23 protein-coding genes are annotated in these 23,607 nt (G+C 54.1%); 16 read left to right on the top strand and 7 right to left on the bottom strand.

What is annotated here, in order from left to right:
* The 3 genes from ACMCNM_RS28395 to ACMCNM_RS28385 all read left to right on the top strand — a co-directional run.
* Positions 1–403: IS3 family transposase (locus ACMCNM_RS28395; RefSeq protein WP_412765890.1), on the top strand; the 403-nt coding region annotated here is incomplete at its 5' end.
* A 902-nt stretch (positions 404–1,305) separates the two neighbouring features.
* Positions 1,306–1,797 (top strand): hypothetical protein, encoded by a 492-nt coding sequence (locus tag ACMCNM_RS28390; RefSeq protein ID WP_412765889.1) that lies wholly within the window; start codon positions 1,306–1,308, stop codon positions 1,795–1,797.
* A complete protein-coding gene (locus ACMCNM_RS28385; protein WP_412765888.1) occupies positions 1,790–2,053 on the top strand; it encodes a hypothetical protein in 264 nt (87 codons plus the stop codon). Before ACMCNM_RS28390 ends, ACMCNM_RS28385 begins: the two co-directional genes overlap by 8 nt.
* Before the next feature lie 105 nt (positions 2,054–2,158).
* On the opposite strand, the gene ACMCNM_RS28380 is transcribed toward ACMCNM_RS28385, so the two are convergent.
* Entirely contained in the window at positions 2,159–2,635 is a 477-nt protein-coding gene (locus tag ACMCNM_RS28380) for a helix-turn-helix domain-containing protein (protein WP_412765887.1), read from the bottom strand.
* A 229-nt stretch (positions 2,636–2,864) separates the two neighbouring features.
* On the opposite strand from ACMCNM_RS28380, the gene ACMCNM_RS28375 reads away from it, so the two are divergent.
* The 3 genes from ACMCNM_RS28375 (at position 2,865) to ACMCNM_RS28365 (ending at position 4,491) form a co-directional block, all read left to right on the top strand.
* On the top strand, positions 2,865–3,269 hold the full coding sequence (locus ACMCNM_RS28375; protein WP_412765886.1) for a hypothetical protein: 405 nt from the start codon (positions 2,865–2,867) through the stop codon (positions 3,267–3,269).
* Between the two features lie 2 nt (positions 3,270–3,271).
* Complete coding sequence (locus ACMCNM_RS28370; protein WP_412765885.1) at positions 3,272–3,676, top strand: DUF6957 family protein; 405 nt, start codon at positions 3,272–3,274, stop codon at positions 3,674–3,676.
* 83 nt (positions 3,677–3,759) lie between these two features.
* Complete coding sequence (locus tag ACMCNM_RS28365) at positions 3,760–4,491, top strand: metallophosphoesterase family protein (protein WP_412765884.1); 732 nt, start codon at positions 3,760–3,762, stop codon at positions 4,489–4,491.
* A gap of 487 nt (positions 4,492–4,978) precedes the next feature.
* Here ACMCNM_RS28365 and ACMCNM_RS28360 read toward each other — a convergent pair whose 3' ends face one another.
* Positions 4,979–5,272 (bottom strand): hypothetical protein, encoded by a 294-nt coding sequence (locus ACMCNM_RS28360; RefSeq protein ID WP_412765883.1) that lies wholly within the window; start codon positions 5,270–5,272, stop codon positions 4,979–4,981.
* A 192-nt stretch (positions 5,273–5,464) separates the two neighbouring features.
* Between ACMCNM_RS28360 and ACMCNM_RS28355 the strand changes: the two genes are divergently transcribed.
* Positions 5,465–5,731 carry a hypothetical protein gene (locus tag ACMCNM_RS28355; RefSeq protein WP_412765882.1) on the top strand — a complete coding sequence of 89 codons (267 nt, stop codon included), beginning with the start codon at positions 5,465–5,467 and terminating at the stop codon, positions 5,729–5,731.
* A 604-nt stretch (positions 5,732–6,335) separates the two neighbouring features.
* On the opposite strand, the gene ACMCNM_RS28350 is transcribed toward ACMCNM_RS28355, so the two are convergent.
* From ACMCNM_RS28350 to ACMCNM_RS28335, 4 genes are all read right to left on the bottom strand, one after another.
* Positions 6,336–7,691, bottom strand: a complete 1,356-nt coding sequence (locus ACMCNM_RS28350) for a carbohydrate porin (protein WP_412765881.1) — start codon at positions 7,689–7,691, stop codon at positions 6,336–6,338.
* Between the two features lie 73 nt (positions 7,692–7,764).
* Entirely contained in the window at positions 7,765–8,556 is a 792-nt protein-coding gene (locus tag ACMCNM_RS28345) for an alpha/beta fold hydrolase (protein WP_412765880.1), read from the bottom strand.
* A 4-nt stretch (positions 8,557–8,560) separates the two neighbouring features.
* Positions 8,561–9,058: an RbsD/FucU domain-containing protein gene (locus tag ACMCNM_RS28340; protein ID WP_412765879.1), complete on the bottom strand. Its 498-nt coding sequence runs from the start codon at positions 9,056–9,058 to the stop codon at positions 8,561–8,563.
* Positions 9,059–9,104: 46 nt separating this feature from the next.
* The gene (locus ACMCNM_RS28335; RefSeq protein WP_412765878.1) at positions 9,105–10,442 is read right to left on the bottom strand and encodes an MFS transporter; all 1,338 of its coding nucleotides are present in this window, start codon (positions 10,440–10,442) and stop codon (positions 9,105–9,107) included.
* A 655-nt stretch (positions 10,443–11,097) separates the two neighbouring features.
* Between ACMCNM_RS28335 and ACMCNM_RS28330 the strand changes: the two genes are divergently transcribed.
* From ACMCNM_RS28330 to ACMCNM_RS28295, 8 genes are all read left to right on the top strand, one after another.
* Positions 11,098–12,279, top strand: a complete 1,182-nt coding sequence (locus tag ACMCNM_RS28330; RefSeq protein WP_412765877.1) for an MFS transporter — start codon at positions 11,098–11,100, stop codon at positions 12,277–12,279.
* A 134-nt stretch (positions 12,280–12,413) separates the two neighbouring features.
* Complete coding sequence (locus ACMCNM_RS28325; protein ID WP_412765976.1) at positions 12,414–13,595, top strand: maltoporin; 1,182 nt, start codon at positions 12,414–12,416, stop codon at positions 13,593–13,595.
* Between the two features lie 445 nt (positions 13,596–14,040).
* Positions 14,041–14,775: a DMT family transporter gene (locus ACMCNM_RS28320; protein ID WP_412765975.1), complete on the top strand. Its 735-nt coding sequence runs from the start codon at positions 14,041–14,043 to the stop codon at positions 14,773–14,775.
* Between the two features lie 21 nt (positions 14,776–14,796).
* A complete protein-coding gene (locus ACMCNM_RS28315; protein WP_412765876.1) occupies positions 14,797–15,156 on the top strand; it encodes a CidA/LrgA family protein in 360 nt (119 codons plus the stop codon).
* Positions 15,153–15,854 carry an LrgB family protein gene (locus ACMCNM_RS28310; RefSeq protein ID WP_412765875.1) on the top strand — a complete coding sequence of 234 codons (702 nt, stop codon included), beginning with the start codon at positions 15,153–15,155 and terminating at the stop codon, positions 15,852–15,854. Before ACMCNM_RS28315 ends, ACMCNM_RS28310 begins: the two co-directional genes overlap by 4 nt.
* Before the next feature lie 340 nt (positions 15,855–16,194).
* The gene (locus tag ACMCNM_RS28305; RefSeq protein WP_412765874.1) at positions 16,195–17,346 is read left to right on the top strand and encodes an MFS transporter; all 1,152 of its coding nucleotides are present in this window, start codon (positions 16,195–16,197) and stop codon (positions 17,344–17,346) included.
* A gap of 109 nt (positions 17,347–17,455) precedes the next feature.
* On the top strand, positions 17,456–17,998 hold the full coding sequence (locus tag ACMCNM_RS28300; protein ID WP_412765873.1) for a cupin domain-containing protein: 543 nt from the start codon (positions 17,456–17,458) through the stop codon (positions 17,996–17,998).
* Between the two features lie 502 nt (positions 17,999–18,500).
* Positions 18,501–19,727 carry an MFS transporter gene (locus tag ACMCNM_RS28295; protein ID WP_412765872.1) on the top strand — a complete coding sequence of 409 codons (1,227 nt, stop codon included), beginning with the start codon at positions 18,501–18,503 and terminating at the stop codon, positions 19,725–19,727.
* 370 nt (positions 19,728–20,097) lie between these two features.
* On the opposite strand, the gene ACMCNM_RS28290 is transcribed toward ACMCNM_RS28295, so the two are convergent.
* On the bottom strand, positions 20,098–21,117 hold the full coding sequence (locus tag ACMCNM_RS28290) for a LacI family DNA-binding transcriptional regulator (protein ID WP_412765871.1): 1,020 nt from the start codon (positions 21,115–21,117) through the stop codon (positions 20,098–20,100).
* Between the two features lie 210 nt (positions 21,118–21,327).
* Between ACMCNM_RS28290 and treS the strand changes: the two genes are divergently transcribed.
* Complete coding sequence (gene treS, locus ACMCNM_RS28285; RefSeq protein WP_412765870.1) at positions 21,328–23,394, top strand: maltose alpha-D-glucosyltransferase; 2,067 nt, start codon at positions 21,328–21,330, stop codon at positions 23,392–23,394.
* Positions 23,395–23,607: the final 213 nt, after the last annotated feature.

Here is a 23,607-nt window from a genome sequence, read left to right as displayed (position 1 = left end):
CGCTCCTCGCCCCGTTAATTTTTGCATCCATCCTGCGGGTCGCCCCATAAACACCTCGATCAAGGTGTTGCGACGACCAGTTGAATCCGCCCAGTTCAGTAGCTCAGATTGGCAAAGCTTCCTTAAGGCCAACAATGTGGTCAGCAGCATGAGCCGACGGGGAAACTGCCACGACAATGCCGTAGCCGAGAGCTTTTTCCAGCTTTTGAAGCGGGAACGGGTTCGACGAAAGACCTACGCGACACGTGACGAAGCCCGGAGTGATATTTTCGATTACATCGAGATGTTCTATAACCCAAAACGTCGACACAGCAGTGCTATGCAGCTGTCTCCAGTAGAGTATGCGAAACGCTATTTTCTGAGCTTGGGGATGTCTAATAAACCAGGGGCGATTCACGCGTAGGTTAGCGAACTCCGCATTTGCGTTTAAATTACTGATCCAGGCATTGGGGCGTTAGCTCTAGACTACCTTGAGTTCTATTGCAGAACTGGGGGCGTTGACCAAACCACTAGCGACTTAGCGACTTAGCGACGATACAGATGATCAGAAATATTCTCCGAGCATGCGGCTTGATGGACAGTATCCGAATGTTGGCGAGCAGAACGAGTGGATGCAACGTCCGAGGGTAGAGGTGCAGCCGGGTGTCGCTAAGATGACTGAGGAGCATTAGGAAATAACTGGGAACGCCTGCCAACCTAATCTGTCTGAGATTGAAGTCTGGAACGGCGGAGCGGAGCTACTGAGAATTCGCTTGAGTGAGCTTCAGGCTGATGCGCCCAGCAACGATTATTTACCTTAAATTGTAGGCCGCCCCAGTCCGCATTTTTTAAAAAAAATTAGGTAATTCAAAGAGATAGTGTGGTGGTTGCCATTTATTGCTATTTATTACGCTTAATATGGGGCTGTCATGGATCGCTGAAAATAGGGGGGGCTGAATCCTCGCGTAGCATCGCCACCTACATGTCGAAGCGAAACAGATGTGATAAATTGACAGAGTAAAAACCGCGTTTAGCTCTCAGCTCTAAAGTGAAATTGTTGCATTGGCAGCAACAGTCTGCTGATGGACTCTCGGGATCTTGAAGCTTCTTCATGATGATTTTTGGCAGTGGATCGTTACTGGCGCGGCGCCCGACCAATGGTAGCCTCGTGCTGTTAATGAACGCCTAAATTATTGAAAAACCTATAATAATTCAGGGTGAGCCAGTTTATTTGCAAGGGCGTCGTTTGCCTCGCAACCTTACTATAATGTTAGGGGTTCAATGAATTTTCCCATGGGTAGGAGTAGCAGCGAGCCGGAGTCATGCATGGCCAGAACACATACGCTCGTTGATTTTAGGCGCAAGCAGCACGAGCTTGAGTTGGCTCTGCGCGGGCTCGAGAAGCAGCAGGAAGGTGAGGATTACAAACTCGACGTCGAGTTTTACCTCCGGTTGGAGGCGCTAGCTAAGGTGCATGACTACACCTTCTCTCAAGTGTTTGATCTTCTCGAGGCCAGATATGAAAGCTCGGCTGATAGCGCGCGCAGTAATGTTGCTGGCAGTAGAGGAGCTGAAACGCAAAATGGCTCGATATGCTTGAAGACGCGCACGACAACAGGCTTACTGGACTTGATTAACCGACTGCAGCCGAACGGCGAGAAAGGTTCTCCGACCGTAGATAGAGAGTCCGTGCTCGATATCGATGCCATGCTCACTGTGAGCTTATGCCCTAATCCGGTCGCGGAGTCATCATTGCCGGAGCTAGGTGTTGACGAAGATAGTGATAAGCCTGCCAGTAAAGGTAAAAAATATGACTAGTGTTCAAGAGTTCTTTGAGTTGAGCAATCGAATTACGTCGGAGTATGAAGCGATTGTGCCGCTTCTCCGAGATCCAGAAGTTGTGAAAGCTGCCCGTTTTTTAGCAGAGCTCGATGTTCTTGCGAGTGAATATGACTTCAAGCCGCTCGACATAATGACATTACTTGATCCAGGGCGGGCGGCGATGGTTCGGACAAAGGTTGAGAAAAAAAGCAAAGCACCATCCAGGCGGCGTAATAGTGTCAGCAAGATTTAAGTTTTACTTGATGACGGCTCAATGAGATACTGGTCATTAGGCGTTAACTCTCCTGAGTTGTGTGATTGCACTTGCAGAATGTTGATGTTAACAGCTGAGGATGATTCAAGTCTTCCGCCATATCCTACTGACCGTGGATTGATGGATCCCAAGCCTCTCGGCAGTTTTCCGTTGATTCAGGCCTTCATCACGGCACGCTAGCACTTCTCGAACCACGTCCTCACTTAAGCTTCGCCCAGCGCGCTCAGCGATGAGTTCTCCATCAGCGAAATGGTTTGGCAGGTCAGATGCGATGCGCAGCGCATCAGGCTCCGCGAGCTCTTTCTTAATGCTTACCAGGCGCTCCGCAACGGATGTCTGAACATCGTAGCTAGAGGCGATTATCAGCAGTGCTATGGGGTCGTAGCCCAAGGCCTTCGCGATGCTCCCCAGCATTTCAAGTGTAACTCCGGTTTTGGCGTTCTCGAGCCTCTGCAGATGGCGAGGCTCGATTTTGGCCTGGGCATTGAGCTGATCACGCGATAGCCCGCGACTGGCTCTCGCGAGACGCAGGACTGCTGCGAGGGATTCCCTCGATACCATGTCGAATCCTCAAAAGTGAGGATAAGGCCATATTGATCATATGCACGCCATGACATATAGTTCATGGCTTGCATAGGATGCTTCCCTTGGGTCTCGCAACCCGCGTGGAATCAGTGGCTAGCGCTAGCTGCCTCCAGCCAACGAATGGCAAAAAATGACGATCATGGTCGGAAGTATGGCCTTCAGTGACCGTTGCGTGTGGGCTATCCCCTCGTAGGGAGTCCCCCTCATGCGACCAGCAATGCTAGGAAGAAATGTGTTTTTGACGAAGAGCGATGAGCTCCAAGGGAGGTTCAGGATTGAGGACTCAGAAGTCCTATTCTGGAAATCCATCAACCTGAGCCGCTGCACCTACGTGTTTCTAGTCGAAGGGGTAGGTTTCGATGCAGGTGCCCTTGGCCCTACATCACAGCTTGTGTTTGACGTTTCAACGATCAAGTCACTGTGGGAAAACGGATCACCGGAGCTCCTGAGCGTGCACAGGGTGTACGTGATTCCTCCGCTAGCCCTACGCAAGGCCGGATGCTACATGGAGCCGCTGTCTGAGATCCGAATCAGCGGTGGTAGCGAGAGCTCTCCTGTCTATGAGTTCGTCACAGACACAGGTCGTGTTTTCAGCAGCGACGAGGTCTGACCATGGCTGCCACGCTGGAAGAGGTGAGTGAGTTTTTCTACGGGGAAGGTGAGGTTGTCTCGGGATGGGAGGGGGGCGATGGAGCGCTGATACAGCTCGCTAACGTGTGCCACCCAGGTAAGCCATATTGCTTAGTGCGTAAGTGGATCGTTGCCGACCTGCAGCTCACACCAGTAGTGCTTGAGCAATTCAGATCAGAGGCGGTACTGCCTCTGGTGCTCTTTGCTCACGAAGTCGTCCGAGACAGTCGCAATCGTTTCCCGCCTGGGCACTGGCTACGCAGTAACTTTGGCATCTCGTATGACCATCCATGCGTCTTTGAAACCGGGAGTACTCTTTACCTGCTTTTAGGTGATGGCTGCAGGAAGCAGGCAAGCCTCGATACGGTCTTCTCGCTGCGTCCGTAGAGCTACCCTAGATAGCCCGGCTTCCCTTCGGTGAAGCCTTGGAGAAGCGATCCATACAATGCTGCTCGGGAGTGAGAGAGCTGATGAGAGTTCTGATCTACTCAGATCTGCATTTGGAATTCAAGGGCTTTGAGCCACCCCAGGTCGATGCAGATTTGGTTGTGCTCGCTGGAGACATTTCGGTGCGCAGTCAAGGTGTGACTTGGGCGAACCAAACCTTCAACTGCCCAGTCATCTACGTCCCCGGTAATCACGAGTACTACAAAGGTGGCCACCTGGATCGTACGCTGCTCAAGATGAAGGAAGCAGCAGAAGAGCATGTGCATGTCCTCGAAAACGAATGCCTCGTGATTGGTGATACCCGATTTCTGGTTACCACTGCCTGGACGGACTTCACCTCAACCGGCGATTACAAAAAGGCGATGTATGAATGCTGGGAGTGGATGAGTGACTTCAGGGTCATCCGAAGCGGGGAGGGATTCAGGAAACTTCGCCCCGTCGACCTCATTGCCCGGAACATTGTCGCTCGCGATTTTCTCACCACCGAACTCGCTAAGGATTTTGGGGGGGAAACGGTTGTGATCACTCACCACTGCCCGATCCAGGAAGTAGCCGGTAATGGGCACGAAGGTCATCTCGGTGCTGTGTATTTCAACCAATGGCATGACCTGGTAGCCCACAGTGACTTTTGGATTTTTGGCCACACGCATCACGCGGTGGACACCGTCGTATCGGGGTGCCGGATGGTCTCGAACCCGCTTGGTTATCCAGGAGAGCGTACAGGCTTCTCGGCTGACTTCATCATCGATGTCTAAGCCGCCGGCGGGTGCACGGATTGACCGTCGCACCTGGTAGCGGTCACACAGCGTTTTTTAGAGAAAGGTCAGCGAATGCAGCCAAGATCAACCAGCATCCACATTCAGTTTCATGGACGTGACTTCACTGACTTTCAGCTGAGACGTCTGATACAGGCAAGGGCGCAGGGCTTCGCAAAGCCCGTCACTGCGTATCTATCTGATGTCTTTCTTGCCTCGTCATGCGCGGTAGGTGTTGTATTTGATCACCAGGATGAGGGGCCTTACTCGCGCTATTCAGACGGTAACTATTTCCAGACTTCAAAGGTCGAGAACCTCAGCAAGGAAGGCCGATTTTGGGTCGCGACCACCGAGTCAGGTCGGTTCGTCATTGCCACGTTCAAGCGTGAAGTGGGGAGGGCAAGCTTGCGGTCGTTTCTCACCAAAGGGGTGTGATGCCTTATAGCCAGGCGCCTCAGAGAGGCACCGAAATTGCGACGGTCATGAGTCAGGTGTAAGTCGAGAGCAATGAACGCAAGAAATCTTGCCGGCGGTGAACGCTACTGAGAATTGTGTAGTCGCGTTCTCTGTCGTGACAGAGATGACCAGCTTCCACTAAACCAATGATGTAGCCCTCCGCTTTGCCTCTGGCCTCGCTCAGGTCTTGCTCAGTCGTACTTTTGTGAATGTCGTCCACCAGACGCTTCCAGCACTCAGCTTGGCGTTTGCCGACTGGGTCGCTGGAGAAAGTAGGAGCGTGAAGCAGTGAATCGTAGTAGCCGGTAGCAGGTTGCGTGCTCAAGCGGAAAGCTCCACAGATTAAATCTGGAGCGATTTTATCATGCGTACACTCAATCGCCTGTTACTGCTCCGCCAGGGGCTGGCTCCTCGCACCTAGGCGCTGGAAGCTTAGCATTGAGTGACGTCTGGTTAGGCACATGCTGGAAGTTTGCGGAGGTGTGGTATGAAGGTCACGCGAGCAGGTGAACATGACATGGCCATCGATGTGGTTTGCGATGTTTGCGGTGTGTCTACAGGGGATGGCGCAGGTGAGCCTCAGTATGGAACGATGCATGCGTCATGGGGCAAAGGTTCAGCGCATTGCGGCCAAGAGTACGAGCTTCACCTCTGCGAACGCTGCTTTTTCTCCCAAATAGCTGAGATGAAGAGGGCGCGATGGCTCGCCGTGATGTTTGATCAGGAAGGCGACGCGATTTTAGGTAATGACGCCTACGGGCGGATTACAAAATCTTCTAGCTAAAGAGGAAGCAAGCGCGAAACTGATCTTTTTTAGGTCAAATTATGGAAAACCAATAATTATTGCTCAGGGATAATTTGCCGTAAGGCTCATATCTAGTGCATGACCTACGGCACGGCTGTCGTAAACCAAGCCCAGGCTCACCTGGTCTCGGCCCTGCGGGCTTCCATCCTCACGCCTGCGCGCTCCGCTTACCAGGCCGCTTCGCGAAAGTGCGACTCTCTGAACCTAAGCTTGGGCATCGTTGGTGATGAAGGGCCAGCCGTACTTGAAAGCACTCATCCGCCAGGTGTACCGGCATCGCGTGCACCACAACTCGAACCCGACGCGAACGTTGTGTTCCGGCGGACAGGGGATGATGACTCAATAGGTAGCCTGTTTGAGATCTGCCTGCCGGAGCTAAGTGCGCTGGTTGTCGCAGCGGGAATACAGGGGAGTTGCTCGTTTACGCTGTTGCCAAAAGCGGGCGTTCACAAGCTAGCTCATGCTGGGCGCTTGCGTATTGAGAAAGCCATTCGCGCATCGACAATGTGAGTCAGAGTCGGGGCATCTTTCAGGTGCCCCAGCCCTGGATTTCCTGCAATCAATCGAGAGGCTCCAGCATTCGTCAGAAACGAGACTGAATTTTCAAGCCAACGACGACCGCATCATCGACTTCATCTACACCACCAGGATGCCTTACAAACTGCAGGTTAGGCCTTACCATCAACCATTTGGTCACCTGCACCCCGTAAAAAATCTCAGCGCTGTACTCCTTGTCCTGTACGGGGATGAAAGCAAGGTCGTTGTAGTCGGTGCTACCGGACATCGCGTTGAGTAAGCGCTGCCGTTTTTCGAACCGCGGGCTGACTTCGACGCGGCCAACAGCGATCCCGAGTTGATCAGAAGGGCGGCTGTCGAATGGGCCCATGATGGTCATCCCGAGGTTAAGAGAACTGCGGATGTAGCTAGTGTCTTTCTCGTTGAAGTGCGCCTGAGTGAACAGCTCAACGGGTCGGTTTGGATCGTCATTGATAAGCGCGACTTGCTGGCGGAGCACCGTCCAGAATCCATGGCTCGTGCTATGCCGCTTGTAACCACCGTCTGGTGTTAGCGGCTGGGGCTGGCCGTCGGCGCCCATGAAAACATCATCAGCGTCTGCAGTAGACAAGAATGCACCGGCACGCACCTCTGCTGGCAAATCAAAGAGGGCATGGGCGGGCTTATAGATGGCTTCTAAAGGCATGATCACGCCCTTGCCACCAGAAAAGCTCATTTTGAAACCGTTGTCGTTTTCTTGCAGCGATGGATTCTGCTCGAAGACAGCAGCTTGTACGGCGAGCGAGCTGGAGAAATGGTATTTCAGCTGCAATCCCCATTGGCTCACAGGGAAGTTGTACCAGACGGTTCCGGTGCTTGAGCCACCTGTATTACCGCAGAAAAGTAGGTTCTGGAATTCGCATGGGAACTCCCCGAACTCGCCTAATCCAAAGCGACCAATTCGTAGGTTCAGTTGGTCGTTGAGCAGGTTCTGGCGATACGACAGCTCAGCGAGACGCCAAATGGAACCGCGGCCCCAAACCTCCTGAGTGGATGTCAGCTGACCGCTACGGGTATCAATCAACCGTTGGTTAGTGATGTCCTCGCCGTTCCGGTTTGTGATGTACAGCTGAGTTGATGCACCCTTCCAACCTAGCGTACGTTCGAGATCAATACCTAGGCCGAGCAGAGTCTCGTCGGCATAAGCCACCTTCTTGTCTTGGTTAAAGCCTCCATGGGCGTTCCATCCAAGTTCGTTGGTATAGTTAAAAGTCACATCATAGCCTTGCTCAAGGAGTGCGTGGCGCGAGCCGTTCCAATCGCCAGTCATCCATTGTGAATTGCTAGCAAATGGCTCATCGGCGTTTGCGATACGGCCCTGAACAGTCAACAACGAAAGCAGAATGAGTGGGCACAGCGAGATAGCAGAGCGTGAGTCGTTCACAGTCGTGCTCCAGCGGGCGAGAGGGTACGGGATGGGCCGGGCGGCCCATCCTCAGAATGGGGAGAGCTTTGTCTTAACAGCAGGTATAGGGCGGTGCGTTCCTGCCGTTGTCGCCTATCCAGCGATTGATTGCGCTGATGACGTGCCCGACAACCTTACGGTGCTCGGTATCGTTAGGAATATCGTGGTATCCCCCAGCGATCTCCACGACGTGAGCGTTTGGAATAAGTTTGCTCCAGCGCTGAGCGAGAGAAGGAGGGGCGAAAACGTCGTGCTCTCCGTTGATGAGCAGTACGGGAATGCTGAGCTTGGAAAGTCCCTTGCTGAGTGCATCGGTCTGCTCACTGATTGCTCTCCATAGATTCGCTTCAGCGGGGGCTGTGTCGAATTTCAATGGGTCATGCTCTAACGCATCCAGGTAGGCGGCATCTCGTGACATGACCAGCTCGATGCCGTCCTTGATGACTGGAAGCCCTTCAAAAGGTGCGCCTGTCAGGACGACACCTGAGGCTGCTGGCTCCAGTGAGAGTGCAAGGGCCGCACCGGTGATGCCGCCAAGTGAGTGGCCGACAATTACCAATGGGCGGCTGGGGTGTTGCGTGCGGATAAGGGAAGCCAGATCACGAGCATGATCAACCAATTGATCGATCGATGCGAAGTGTCCTGGTGTCCCCCCAGTCATCCCATGGCCGACATGATCAATGCCCCAGACATCAAAACCTGCGTGTACCAATGCTGCTGCGAAACGGTGGTAGTGTCCGGTGTGTTCACCGAAACCATGAAGCAGAAGGACGCAGGCTAAAGCGTCCTCGCAATCCCAATTTCGGTAGTAATACTGACCCGCTGTTGTTTTTTGAATGGGCATGAATTCAGTCCTTTTTCGACTGTGTTTTTCGCAGTTCTTCGAACCAGTTCGGGTTGGTCATCCACTCAACAGGAATCGGAGGGCTGGGATAGCCGGCCACCAGTATTACGTTGCTATGGACGCCATAGTCACCGGTCTGGATGAAGGCTTTGCAGCGATTACGCAGGTCGTAGAATTCGGGCAGATATCGCAACTCATGAATGTGATCAGGGCCAGTCAAGCCTTGCACCAACTCCCTCATCGACGGGTTCGCCTGGCGCATGTTTTCAGTTACGAATGCGGCTTCAAAATCCCCCACTTCCCACAGTACAGGCAGCAACTGATCGACCGTTGGGCAGCCTGTATGGATTGCTACATCAATGATCTCAACGTCCGGGTTAAGGGGTACAAGGCTCGCACTCGAGGTGCCGCTGCCAGCATCCGCGATGAAGATCATTTCCCCGTGCCGGAGTGTGCTGACCAAGGCGGCCAAGCGTTCGTGCAGAAGGCGATTTTTGCTCATATCAACCTCTTACTTCAGAGAGCTTACGGTGTGGTTAGGAAGCAGATCAGCCGCGCTTAGCGCTGGTTAGCGATGCAGGGCATGAAGCGTTTGGCTCAAGCTGGCGGCCAGCTGTTTCTCGTAACGTCAGGACGCTTAAGGTTGCGATCAACCCCGTGCTCAGCACGAGCAGGGCAGGGGAGAGAGATGAACCGGTTACGTCTATGAGGTAAGTGGCGACATAGGCTGCACTGCCACCGAAAACCGCGACGGAAAGGTTGAACCCGATCGAGAAGCCCGCGTATCGAACACGAGTTGGGAAAATTTCTACAAGCGCCGGGCCAGAGGCGGACATGAATACGGCAAGGCAAATACCCAGCAATGCATGGCCCATTAAAATCAGGCCATAGCTTCCTGTACTGAAAACCAAAAACACAGGGTAAATGGCCAAGGTGCACAACAGAGCGCCCAGTAGGAGGATTGGCTTGCGCCCAATACGGTCGCTGATTCGCGCAAATGCGAAGATGCTGATCGACGCCATGACCAGGCAAATAACGTTCGATACGGATGCTTGAAGGAAAGACAGCCCGAGCTGCACCTTCAAATAGGTCTCGATGTAGACGAAGATGAAGTAGAAGGCTGCGCCCTGCAGCGCAATGCAGCCAGCCGTCTGCAGTATTTGCTTCCAATGACCAGTTATAGCTTCGCTGATAGGCGCCTCGCTGACGCCTTCGGTTTCCTGGAGCATCTTGAAGGCATGGGTGTCTTCAAGTTGAGAGCGGATGTAGAACGCCACTACTCCCAGCACACCTGAGAGAAGGAACGGTATACGCCATCCCCATTGCTCGAGCGCTGCCTCGCTGATCGATGCAGTCAACCCCAAGATGAAGGCCGATGCTGTTGCGTTTGCAATGAAGCTTGAACAGTGCCAGTAACTGACAGTCCAGGCCCGGCGCCCAGGATTGGCAGATTCCACCAGAAATGTCGCTGCCCCTCCTGGCTCACCTCCGGAGGCGAAGCCCTGCAACATGCGCATCGCAACCATAAGAATGGGGGAGAGGATGCCAATGCTTGCATAGCTGGGGAGTAGGCCAATGACAAAAGTCGAGCCTGACATCAGGAGGATGACGCTTGCGAGAATCTTCTTACGGCCAACCCGATCGCCCAATCTGCCGAAAAATAGCGCTCCTAACGGGGCCATCAGGAACGAGATGCCAAATGCTGCGAAGGTGGCAAGAAGGCTGGCGGATGGTGTGCTGACTGGAAAGAAAACTCGGCCAAGGATGACGGCTAGAAATCCGTAGGAAGCGTACTCGAACCAAGTGATGAAGTTTCCGATTGCAGCAGCGATGATGGCTTTCCGCAGAGCGGGGCTTTGAGGCGTAGTAATCCCTTGTGTTGTCATGTCTGTCTTCCCGTACCTTTGATGGTTTTTGTAGTGGTGGGGCAGATGCAGCAGCGAGAACGGCGATATTGTTGTTATCGATTACATATTTTTTGTAAACGTTTTCCTTCCATCATGCAACGGTATTTTTCTCGCGCCTTATGTGGAGTCGGCCATTTGGTTCTGAGGGGGGCGCCCGCTGGACGGTGTCTGCTAGCGTTCACTGATTTCGCTGACGCTTGGTTGCTCAATGCCTCAAGAAGGTGCGTTCTGAGTGAAAATGGCCCATTTCTGCGCATTGCCGTCCTATGGTGTTACCAAAGCCTACAAGCGCCACCATCCTTCAGCACGATGATCAGACAGCTCGCTTTCTCGGCTAAACCGCATGGCAGAAGGCCTGGTTCTGGTTGAAAACTAGGCAGAGGCAGCGCTGGCATGAATGATGCTTGTAAACGTTTACATTGCCAGTTGATACCGACGGCATGGGAGCGTCGTGGTTTTGGACTGCGGCTGGCTTTGACTTGATTACCTGAACGCACAGGTAAGGCTCCCAAAAATCGGGTGTAAACTGGCATGTAAACGATTACGAAAGCTTCGCGTCGTACTCGTTTGAGACAAGGGCCGCTGCGTGTATCGGTGCCCAACAACAAGAATGTCTATTCAGTGAGATACGGCTATGGGCCTCATTAACGATTTGAAGTCTTCACGCTACGCCACCACCCTGATTTTCTTCGTCAACGGCTTGGTTTTGGGGATCTGGGCCACGAACATTCCAGCAATCAGTAAGGCTCTGAGCCTTACCGATGGTCAGTTGGGGAACGCTCTGAGCATGTTTGCTGCGGGCACGATGTTGATGATTTTCATGGCCGGCAGTGTGGCCAACAAATTAGGTAGCCGCGCCTCGATCGTGCTGGGCGGTGTGCTGCTGTCAATCTCGCTGCCCCTGCTGGTGATGTCGCCCTCTTATGAGGTTTTCTTCGGCATCCTGCTGTTCTTTGGGATCTGCAACAGCGTGATCGACATCTCGATGAATACGCATGCGTCCATCATCGAGGAAATGGAGGGTAGGCCGCTTATGTCATGGTTCCATGCTGCGTTCAGCTTCGGCGGCATGGCTGGTGCCGGGATCGTATCGATTTTCGACTCTTTCGAATTGACAGCGATGTTCAATCTGGCGTTTGCGGCGGGTTTGATGCTTGTTACCACCGCGCTGTGTGCTGCACCGCTACGTCACCTGCGCCCGGCAGGGGCCACCGAGGCGGTCAAGAAAAAGGCTGCCATTCGACCAAGCCTCACGTTGCTGATCGTAGCGATGCTGACCATCATGTCACTGTTCACCGAAAGCTCCATGATCAACTGGAGCTCCAAGTATCTGACTGACGTCGCAAGCACAAGTACCGGTATTGCTGCGTTCGCGTTCGGAGGGTTCAGCTTTGCGATGGCAGTAGGTCGTCTCGCCGGCAACCAACTCATTATACGTTTCGGTCGTGACTGCGTGCTTGTGTCCTCTGGGTTGTTGGCTGTTGTAGGTTTCGCGCTGGCTATCGGGGCACCTTCGCCGGTTGCCTCTATTGCTGGCTTCATGTTGGTGGGTCTTGGGCTTTCGAACATGACCCCGATTCTTTACAGCAAAGCCGCTCAGGCTTGCCCCCAAGCCCCAAGCCTTGGTTTGGCTCTTAATGGCACCATCGGCTATGTCGGCTTCCTGGTATGCCCGCCAATAATTGGTGCCACCTCTGACCATATCGGCCTGCAGTACAGCATGCTGCTTCCGCTCGTTGCCATGCTGATCGTTAGCCTGGTGGCCTGGAAAGGCCAGCTGGAGCTGCGTACCTCCGGTAAGGCTCTGGCGAATTAATCCTCGTTTCTTCTGCCGCCCCATTGGGCGGCAGTCTTCAGGCAGTGACGCCTGCGCTATCTACATTCCAAAAACAAAACTAGGGAATACCAATGATCAACGGCAAGAAGCTGGGGCTTTCGGCTGCGCTGAGCATGCTGTCCACCGTCGGCGCAGAGGCGGTGGAGTTCAACGGGTATTTGCGCAGTGGTGTGGGAGGAGCGACTGCAGGAGGTTCTCAATCCTGCTTCCAGCTTCCGGGGGCACCTTCGAAATATCGGCTCGGCAACGAGTGCGAACAGTATGGTGAGCTAGGCCTGCGGCAAGATCTGCTGTCACTTGACGATGGCTCGGTCGTCAGCATTGAAGGGATGGTGGCTCTGCTAAGTCGTTATGGGCACAAGCCGACCTTTGCTGATGATAATGGCTATACCAAGATCGTTCAGGCCTATGCGGAGTGGAGCAAGGTACCTGCGCTCAACAACGGTTCGCTCTGGGCGGGGCGACGCTTTTACAAGCGTAACGACATTCACATCTCAGATTTCTATTACTGGGATCAGAGCGGCACTGGCGCCGGTATCGAGGATTTTGAACTGGGCGGGCTGAAGTACAGCTATGCATTCTCCCGCAAGGACAGTGTTTTCCAGAAGGACTACACCAACCGCCATGATTTCAACGTGGGGGGAATCGACACCAACCCTGGTGGTGAGCTGGAGTTCGGTTTCAGCTACATCGAGGATCCGAAGCGAGGCGATAGCCATAGCGGCTGGGCCGTCACGGTTCAACACCGCCAAAGTGATGTGCTAGGTGGTAACGCCAACACTGTAGCTCTCCAGCATGGCCAAGGCCCTGGAACGAATCTTGGCACCACTGGGGAAGTTGAGCTGGATCGCAGTAATCGAAGCTGGCGACTGCTGGATTACTTTGATTGGCAGGTCACTCCCCGATTTGGTGGGCAGTTCCAGGTGGTCACGCAGCGCGACTATCGAGATGGTGGCGAGAAGCAAGACTGGGTTTCTGTTGGTGTGAGGCCGGTTTATGCCATCTCTGATCAATTCAAGCTCGTCGCCGAGGTTGGGCACGACCAGATTGAGGCCTCCGATGGTACTCGCAAGCTCAGCAAATTCACCTTCGCTCCGACCTGGTCACCAAAGGGCCCAGGCTTCTGGGAACGCCCGGAGATTCGCCTGTACTACACCTACGCCAAATGGAACCGCGCGGCCCAGCGTGCAGCCGATGAAATGGATGAGGGCTCGGCACTGTCCTCCACGGGCGCCTTCAACCAGGCGCGTCACGGCAGTAATTTCGGGGTGCAGGTCGAGTATTGGTGGGAGTAAACCTGGTCTCATCCCACTCGGACGAGGGCGGCCAGATGAAAGGTGGCGAGTCGGAGCTTGCTAAAGGCGAAGCCACCAGATATTCTTGTAACTCGGCTTGTAATCGTTTACACGATATTTCTGGATGGGACGGTATCCCCTCGGACTATCGACCGTAATCGACACTTTTGCCCACGGACTCCGTGGGCTTTTTTATTCCAGGTCAGCTGATCCATTTCAACAGGGTCAGGCTCGGCTAAATATCGCCTAGCCCCCGCGCCCAGCGTCATCGAGAAGTCTATGAATTCGAGTGCCACTCGTATCGCCGCCTTGCTCATTGTTCTTGCCGTGGCATGCCTTTCCATGCACGACGCCATTGCAAGGCAGATGGTTCAGGGGCTGCCGGTTGTTGTGGTGATCTGGGTGCGCTACCTCGGTCAAAGCCTGGTCATGGGGGGGGGCCGCAATTTCGAGGAGAAGCCTTGCTGCATGGACGTGCCGCCGACCGGGCCTGCATTTTCTCAGGGCTTTTTTTCTTGTGGCTCTGAGTTTGTGTTTCATCGGCGGTTTGCGATTTGTACCGCTGGCAGAGGCGACAGCTCTGAACTTCCTCGCCCCGCTCTTCGTTCTCGTGCTCAGCAAGGTGTTCTTCAGTGAAGCGGTGCGTCCATCGCAGTGGATTGCTGTACTTGTCGGCCTGCTGGGTGTCGCGCTGGTGGTCAATCCAGCTGGAGAGCTCTTCACATGGGCAGCGCTACTTCCTTGCGGGGCCGCATTCTTCTTGAGCTGTTATCAGCTCGCGACACGTGCAGCGGCTAATCAAGATACGCCGGAGAGTGCAACTTTATGGCTTGGGCTGTTTGCCCTGGCCATCTGCAGCGCCATGCTGCCCTGGTTTTGGGAGGCGCCTTCAACGCTGCAGTGGCTGGGATTAAGTGGTATGGCGCTCGTTGGAACAACTGCGCACTGGCTTTTCGCAGCGGCGTACAGCCGGGCAAGTCCTGCCAGCCTAGCCCCATTCACCTACGTCCAAATTCCTTGTTCAGCCTTGCTGGGGTACTTGATCTACTCAAGCTTCCCAGGAGTGCTTGCTTGGTGGGGCATCTCGATGATCTTGGTTAGCGGCCTGATGGTCATTTTGCCGTCAATCGTTCGATCTGCCCGTTCGAGTGAGCAGGATTCACTTGGTGAATTGCGTTAGAAGTGAGAAGTGGAGGTTGAAATGCAGGTTTTGAGAGGCTTAACGGAGCTGGTGATCTTTCAGCTGATCGGCTCTTTGATTAGCTCATCCGTTTTGAAGCCAGTGCCTGGGCCAATCGTAGGCCTCGTGTTGCTGCTGGTTTTCCTGTGCGTGCGAGGTGAGCTGAGCGAGTCCGTTGAGCAGGCTGCAGGTTGGCTACTACGTTGCATGCCGTTGCTGCTTGTTCCCGCGGCAGTGGGCGTTATGGCGTGGTATTCGGTGATACAGCCAATGGGGTGGGCGCTCTTGATCGTTCTGTGTGTTTCATTAGTCCCGACCATGATCTTTACGGGGCTGTTGATGCAGGCGCTGGTCAAGCGCAATCAGCGAGGTGGTCAATGAGCGCATTTCTAGAGCCTGTAGTGGGGCACCCTCTTTTTCATCTTGCCCTGACGTTGACTGCGTTTCAGGCGGCGTTGCACTTGAGCAAGGTGAGCGGAATTGTCTTTCTTCAACCGGTACTGGTCAGCGCGGCAGTGGTGATTGCTGTACTCACCTTCGCGGGCATTTCGTACGACGATTACCTCAAAGGCGTCAGTATCCTTACTCTGTTACTAGGGCCTGCTACCGTCGCGCTTGCTGTGCCTCTCTATCAGAACCTTTCTCGCATACGGCGGTTACTCTGGCCGATTGTCATTACAGTCTCTCTGGGGGGCATCGTAGCCTCGGTGTCGACGCTTCTCCTGGGTGGACTGATGGGGATCGATCATCAGTTACTGATGACGCTAGCGCCGAAGTCAGTCACGTCGCCGATTGCAATGCTTGTGGCCAACCAGGCTGGTGGCATCGCTGCACTTGCAGCAGTCTTTGTCCTGCTGACTGGAATCTTGGGTGCAGTATTCGGGCCTTCGTTGTTGAGCCTGTGTCGGGTGACTCACCCAGCCGCTGTGGGTATGGCGTTAGGATTGACGGCTCATGCCGTGGGGACTTCTAGAGCCTTGGAAGAAGGGCAGGAACATGGCGCTTACGCTGCGCTAGCGATGAGCCTTATGGGGGTGGGGACAGCGATATTCCTGCCGCTTGCCCTTGCTACCATCTAGTTGAATTCACAGCAGAGGGCGATCGCGCCCTCTATCTGTTTCGAGTGTTTCTTAACTACTCACCTTTACGCGTTCTGGCAGTGGTTTTCGGGCTGGATTGGTACCAAGTTTTGAGTAGGCGCATCAGCGACACACCTTGCGTTTGAGGGTCTAGAGCTCCCGCCCCGCGCGCTGCCTGCGCGGGCTGAGCCTCGATGAAGTGTGAGCCTGCCAGGGAAGAAAGCACGTGCATGGAGACCTCCAAAGCGTCTATCATGAAAAGGATTACATTGCTGGTTAAGCAAATCCTTTGCCAGATTCTGGCCATTTCCTCTGATCCTTTCGACACTTTGGTTTTTCAATGCAAGGCACCACTTCTTCTATCTCTTTCGCGAGCACGCCGAAAGAGGTCGTTTCCACGCGACTCGTATTCTTCATCGCTGGTTTTTGTCTGGCTTCCTGGGCGCCGTTGGTGCCGTTGCTAAAGGAGCGGGCAGGGCTCGATGAGGGAATCTTGGGTATTTTGCTGCTCGGCCTAGGCATCGGCTCCATCTTGGCGATGCCGGTTGCTGGTGCGCTGGTATCCAAATGGGGCTGTCGTCGAATCATCCTTGTGGGGACGTTCGTGCTCCTGGCGATGCTGCCGCTGCTGGCTACGTTCAGTTCGTTTCAGCTTCTACTGCCTGCTCTTATCGTCTTCGGCGTGGGTATGGGAGCACTTGACTGCGCGATGAATGTTCAGGCGGTAGAGGTTAATGCCCAAAGCCCCAAGCCGATCATGTCCAGTTTTCATGGTCTGTTCAGTCTGGGAGGTATCATAGGGGCCTTGACCATGACAGTTCTGCTGAAGTTGTCGTTTACACCGCTGCATGCGGTACTTGTCGTCGTGGGCGTGAGCGTATTGGTACTGTATCGAAGCTCCGCTGGGCTGCTAACTGCCTGCGAGCGAAAGCGGGCCCCGCTCTTTGCTGTACCCAAGGGAGAAGTGCTCTTTCTTGGTGCATTGTGCTTCATTGTCTTTCTTGCGGAAGGGGCGATGTTGGACTGGAGTGGGTTGTACTTGATCACGCGGCAGAACCTGCAGCCTGAGCTTAGCGGACTCGCCTACGCCACGTTCGCAATGGCGATGACGATTGGTCGCCTACTGGGGGATCCAATTGTGGCCCGGGTAGGGCGCAGATTGATCGTAGGCCTGGGTGGGGCAGTTGCTGCACTGGGTCTGGCAATATCTCTCGCCACGACCGAGTGGATGATTTCATTAGCTGGGTACAGCCTCATTGGTCTGGGATGTGCAAACATCGTGCCTGTACTGTTCTCCGCGGTTGCAGATCAAAAATCCATGCCAAAAGCTGTCGCGATCCCCGCCATGACGACCGTGGGTTACGCCGGCGTTCTCGTCGGGCCCGCCTTTATAGGTTTCATTGCTCACGCGAGCTCGCTTGGCATCTCATTGGCTGCAGTGGCCTTTGGATTGCTTCTGGTCGCAATATCGGGTCGTTTCGTCAGAACCTAAGCAGAAAAGAACATACCGCTTTGCCAAGCGTCAATGTAAAGGATTACATTTTGGCGTCGGCACACCTGACATGTGTCGATGCCATCTCCAATCGTAGAGGGAGTGCTGCATGAGCAAAGTGGTGAAAGGTAACGAAAACCACGGTGATATTCTGGTGCTGGGGCCTGATGACGGTAAGGATTACTGGCAACCTGTCCCCGCCAATGGCTTCATTTCCGTCCGTATCGACCCTGAAGATCTGGATATTCAAAGTCCTTTCAGTCTCGGAACCCAAACGCTACCCCCTGCAAGCTATGTCCGGGAGCACTACCATCCCGTTCATGATGAAGTGCTGCATTTCATCCGCGGAAAAGGGAAGGCGAGGATTGATGGGGTTGAGTATGTTGTTGAGCCTGGCGTAACGATTTTTGTAGGCAAAAACCGCAGGCACATGTTCATCAACGATAGCGAGGAGGAACTGCACTGGCTGTGGTTCATCCAGCCTAACGGGCTGGAGATTTTCTTCCGCGACATCGGTATTGAAAAGCATCCTGGTCAACCCGATCCAGAACCATTCCCGCGCCCGAAAAACGTTCTTGATATCGAGAAAACCACTGCATTCGGCCCTCCGTTGTCGGATCCGTTTATCCCGGTGTTCGAGAAGCAGCGTTAAGCCATCTGCGTTTTAGGTTGTCTACTGGCGCCTGCTCGCGGGCGCCAGCCTCTCCTCGAGAAGCTGATGACTCACTAAGCCGAGCTTGCAACCGCGCAGCGTTGGCAAAAACATGTCGACGGCGATGGAAGCTTCTGCTAATTTTGCCGCCATGCTGTAAACGATTACACTGGCCACGAACTTCGTGAATCGAAATGTCAGGACACTATCTCTCCTGACCCTTACGTAAAGCACCCTGCATGCCCTCGCTGGCATGAACCCCAGAACCAATAACAAATCGCTACGCGGGGAAACACAGTGCCTAATGCCTTGAATGCTTGTCTGCCTTTCATAACACCATCCATCCGCTTTAACGAGAGGATGACATCGGTGTGGAACATTTCCTGCTAATTCTGCCGTGATGATCAGGCGTTACCTCTTCGAAGGAGCCTGTTCGTCGTGCTTCGCCGTGCCTGACGCTCTGTCTGGCTCGTGGCTACGCTTGAAGTTGTGAGAGGTAGACGTGTCTGAACAAAATATCCTGAGTCGCGCGCGCGTGGCCACATCCGCCGTATTTTTCACAAATGGCGCCGTGCTCGCCATTTGGGCGACCAACATCCCTGGCATGAAGCAGGCTTTGCACCTAAGCGACTCGGAGCTCGGTATCGCTCTAAGCGCTTTCGCTGCCGGCACGATGCTGATGATGTGCCTGGCCGGTGCGCTAGTGACCCGTATTGGCAGCCGTAAAGCTCTCTTGCTGGGCGCAGGCTTGGTGTCGGCGGTGCTTCCTCTGTGCGGGCTCGCGAGCTCCGCGTGGTCGCTTGCTGCGGCTATTTTCGTGCTAGGTGTCGCAAACAGCGTCCTCGATGTTGCAATGAACACCCACGGCTCTTTGATTGAGGCGAGAAAAGGACGATCGTTGATGTCCTCGTTTCACGCTGTTTTCAGTATCGGGGGGCTTGCAGGGGCTTCCGCGGTTGCGACCCTGCTCTCGAATACACTGGGTTTGGTGCATTGCCTGTTCATCTCGGCTGCGGCCACAGCTACCGTCGCATTATTTGCGGCATTTTGGCTGGGTGATCTGAGACCTTGCGTCAAGGTTGGAGATGATTGCCAGCCAGTCATGAAGGCAAAGAGCTTTGCCTGGCCAAATCGAGCATTGATCTGTATCGCCAGCTTGACATTCTTGGCGCTATTTATCGAGCGCACGGTGATTGACTGGAGCTCCCTCTACCTTACTGATGTGAGCCATGCCTCTGCGAACATTGCAGCCTTTGCTTTCGGTGCCTTCAGTTTCGCTATGGCTGTCGGGCGGCTAGGTGGTGATGTCTTGATCCGAAAACTGGGTGCCAACACCGTTCTGGCTGTTTCAGGTGGCATTGGCGCCGCGGGCATAGCCTTGGCCGTTATCTTCCCGCTGCCGGCAACTTCCATCGCAGGGTTCATTCTGGTTGGTATAGGGCTCTCAAACATGACGCCTTTGCTTTATAGCCAAGCAAGCAAGGCATACCCTGGGGCTCCAGGTCTCGGGCTGGCTATGAATGGCACGTTGGGTTACACAGGGTTCCTTTTGGCACCACCGGTGATTGGCTTCCTTTCCGAAGCGTTCGGGCTGAAGCTTTCGATGGTCATCCCTTTCATTGCATTCATTCTCCTAATGGGGAGCCATTTCCAGAAGATCAGAATCCAACGCTTTAAAGCGTCTTTGTCGGCGCCGAGACTGTCTTGTGGAGAGGTCGTAAGCGACTAACGTGTGCTCTCTCATCCTTGCTTCAGGGCGGAGTAGTCCTGGATTACGTTGCTGCCCTGACCGCTTTCGTAGAGGCAGCCCGGCTCGGCAATTTCTCGAGAAGAGACCTAGTGGCGCGATCTCGGTATCGCGCTTTTCAATCACACTACACGGTCGCTCGCACTCACGGACGGCGGGAGATCTTTCCTCCAGCAACCTATCGAGGTGTTTGATGCTCTTCAGTGTGCGAAAGCTGCCACGCCTGCTCTGAGCCAGTACCCGCTCCGGCATTTGCAGCTAATTGCTCCTTCCGCGTTTGCCAGGCGCCATATCATTCCTCTGCTAGGCGATTTCATGGCGCGGCATCCCGAAGTAGGGTGTCCAGATAGGGTCAGTCAATCGAGTGGCTGGACTGGCGCACCATGAGCTGAGTTCCCAGCAGGATAGGTTTGATTTCCGTCCCATGTTTCAAGTTGGATATGAGGCTTTCAGCGCTGCGTACACCCATTTCACCTGCAGGAATTGCCAGGGTTGTGAGCGGGGGCTCAAGGTATTCAGCGAACTCCAGGTTGTCGTATCCCACAACCGAAATGTCCTTAGGCACGTTCAGCTGAAGCTTTTTGCACGCTGAAAGAACGCCAAAGGCGATGACATCACTGTTGCAAATCACAGCGGTGACCTCGGGATGCTCCAAGCGAATGCGGCGAAGGGTGCGCTCTCCAAACTCAATCGTGTAGCCACCTTCGCTCTCATACTTGAAGTGCTCACATTTCTCCTTGTATTCACTCAAGGTGTCGATGTAGGCCTGATAGCGGGCTTGCTGACGATCATTGCCCTTCATTGGCCCAGTAAGCATCGCAAAATTTCGGTGACCTAGGCCGAGTAGATACTCAACCAACTGCCGCGTCGCTTGGTAGTTGTCGAAACCGATGAACGGGAATTCTTTGTCCTTCAGGTAGGAGTAGGTACAGATGACAGGCATCCGATACTCCTGCAGGTACTTTTTAAGTGCTGGGTCGGCGACCTCGCCAACGATGAGCAACCCTTCAACCCCGCGCTCGACCAGGAGCTTAACTTTCTCGAAAATGGAACCGGCGTCGAACCCGCAGCTCAACACGTAAACTACGTAGCCATACTCTGCGAGCTTGTCCTGAAAGCTCTTGATCATCGTCGCATAGATGGCGTGATCGAGCGTCGGGATGATCGCTCCAATCATGTTTGTCTTCTGAAGGCGCAGAGCCTTCGCCGCTGGGTTCGGGCTGTAGCCCAGTTTGGCGGCGATCGAGAGAACTTTTTCCCGTACATCGTCACGTACATGAGTGGGCAGATTGAAGCTGCGGGAAACGGTCGCTACCGAAACCCCTGCCGCTTTAGCAACGTCAGTGACCTTGACCCGGCCAGGTGCTTTCATTGTTGTAGACACATCAACCTCTCTTCAGTGATCTCAGCGTGGTGCGAAAGACCCACTGCAGATCATCCTATGATAACGATTACCGTGAATTTTTCCGAGTATCTACCTTTGCTTGCCTGGGAGGGGATTTCTGTCGCGACTTTGAGAACGATTACACCATAGGGACGTCAGAGCTTTTAGTGACTAGCAGGCTCCCTAATGGAGGTACTGATGACAGCACCAGACCCAGGCTACGTAGATTGGCTGGTAAGCCAATCCATGCTCAAGGCTGCGCAAGATCGAGCGAAGACTTACGCTGGTCAATCCCGGCTGTGGATGAGTCCCTATGGCCAGGCGCAAGCGAGACGGGCTATCGACATCGCATCAGTGTGGCTCACTGTGTATCCAGACTCGATTATTACCCCGAGCGGGAGCTCAGTCTTGGAAGCTTTGGCGGCGGAAGGTCTCTGGAAGGGGCTGTCGGAGCTTGGCGTGCAGGGGATTCACACGGGCCCTATTAAGCGGGCGGGTGGGATTCGGGGCCAAGCTTTCACGCCGAGCATAGATGGGAATTTTGACCGAATCAGCCTCGATATAGATCCGCTATACGGAACTGAGCAGCAATTGATCCAGGTCAGCCGGATGGCCGCGGCTCACAACGCTGTCACGATCGACGATTCGATTCCTTCTCATACGGGCAAAGGGGCTGACTTCCGGTTGGCTGAACTTGCCCATGGCGAATATCCGGGGATCTACCACATGGTGGAAATCCGAGAGGGAGATTGGGGGCTCTTGCCAGATGTGCCTGCTGGGCGGGATGCGGTCAACCTAACGCCTGCCCAGTGCGATGACCTGAAAGCCCGGCACTACATCGTGGGCCAGCTGCAGAGGGTGATTTTCTTCGAGCCAGGCGTCAAGGAAACTGACTGGAGTGCAACGCCTGTGGTCGTTGGGGTAGATGGCAAGCCTAGGCGATGGGTTTACCTTCACTACTTCAAGGAGGGTCAGCCTTCTTTAAACTGGCTAGACCCGACCTTTGCGGCTCAACAGTTGATTATTGGTGATGCGCTTCACGCGATTGATTGTTTAGGTGCGCGGGGGCTTCGATTGGATGCTAACGGCTTCCTGGGGGTTGAGCTGCGCCATGGCGAGACTGCATGGTCTGAAAGCCATCCGCTGTCTATCACCGGCAACCAGCTCCTTGGTGGAATGATCAGGAAGGCAGGCGGGTTCAGTTTTCAAGAGCTGAACCTGACCCTTGATGACATCTCGCAAATGTCCAAGGGTGGGGCCGACCTTTCCTACGACTTCATAACCAGGCCTGCATACCAGCACGCGTTGCTCACGGGTGATACAGCGTTCCTTCGTTTGATGCTGTGGGAGATGCACAAGTTTGGAATTGACCCGGCATCGTTGATACACGCACTGCAAAACCACGACGAGCTCACCACGGAGCTTGTCCATTTTTGGACATTGCATGCGAACGAAATGTATCTGTACAAGGGCCAGACCTATCCTGGCAGCATCCTGCGCGAGCATATTCGGGAGGAAATGTATGAGCTCCTATCGGGAGAGCATGCACCTTACAATCTGCGCTTTGTCACTAACGGAATCTCGTGCACCACAGTGAGTATCATCACGGCGGCTTTGGGCATACGTGATCTGTCTAACCTATCGTTGGAGCAGAAACGGCTCATCGAGAAGATTCATTTGCTCCTCGTGATGTACAACGCTATGCAGCCTGGAGTTTTTGCTCTCTCTGGCTGGGATTTGGTTGGGGCTTTACCGCTTCCAGCTGAGGAGGTGGCTGAGCGAATGGGTGACGGTGATACGCGCTGGATCCATAGGGGAGGGTATGATTTGGCTGACATGGCGCCAAGCGAAAACCTCTCGGTAATGGGGATGCCGCGAGCGAAGTCTCTATATGGCAGTCTTTCTCAGCAGTTGGGTGACTCTGAGTCGTTTGCCAGCAGAGTAAAAAAAATTCTGGCAGTGCGACAAGCATACGGCATCGCTTCGAGTCGTCAGCTTCTTGTTCCCGAGGTCAGTCACCCGGGCTTGCTGGTAATGGTGCATGAGCTGCCTTCAGGCCGCGGCGTTCAAATCACCGCCCTAAATTTCGGTAATCAGACAATTTCTGAAGAGATTGCTCTGGAAGGGTTCTCGCCTGGCCCAGTGGTCGACATGCTCAGCGAAACTGTAGAAGGTGATCTCAGGGAGGATGGCCGGCTCCTCATCAACCTTGATCCATTTGAAGCGCTTTCTCTGCGCGTGGTCAGCAGTAGCGGTCACCTGTAATCGTTACCTGTAAACGTTACCAAATTTCGCACCATGGCGGTGCGCAAGCCAGACTCAACGCATCACCACTGCGCACGTAACCAGCTAAAACGTGCAGGTTAGGGCTACTAGCTAGCGAAATTTGGATTCTGGCATGACTTTGGCTTTTATGAGTAAAAGCGCCACCCAGGGGTAGCATACCTAAGGGCGGTTAGGTATCCTCTGGCTGCGCTT

It is taken from the genome of Pseudomonas sp. NGC7 (assembly GCF_047159675.1).
Lineage (GTDB): Bacteria > Pseudomonadota > Gammaproteobacteria > Pseudomonadales > Pseudomonadaceae > Aquipseudomonas > Aquipseudomonas kermanshahensis.
The sequence above is the reverse complement of the archived record's forward strand: the minus strand, read 5'-3'. Positions and strand labels throughout refer to the sequence as shown.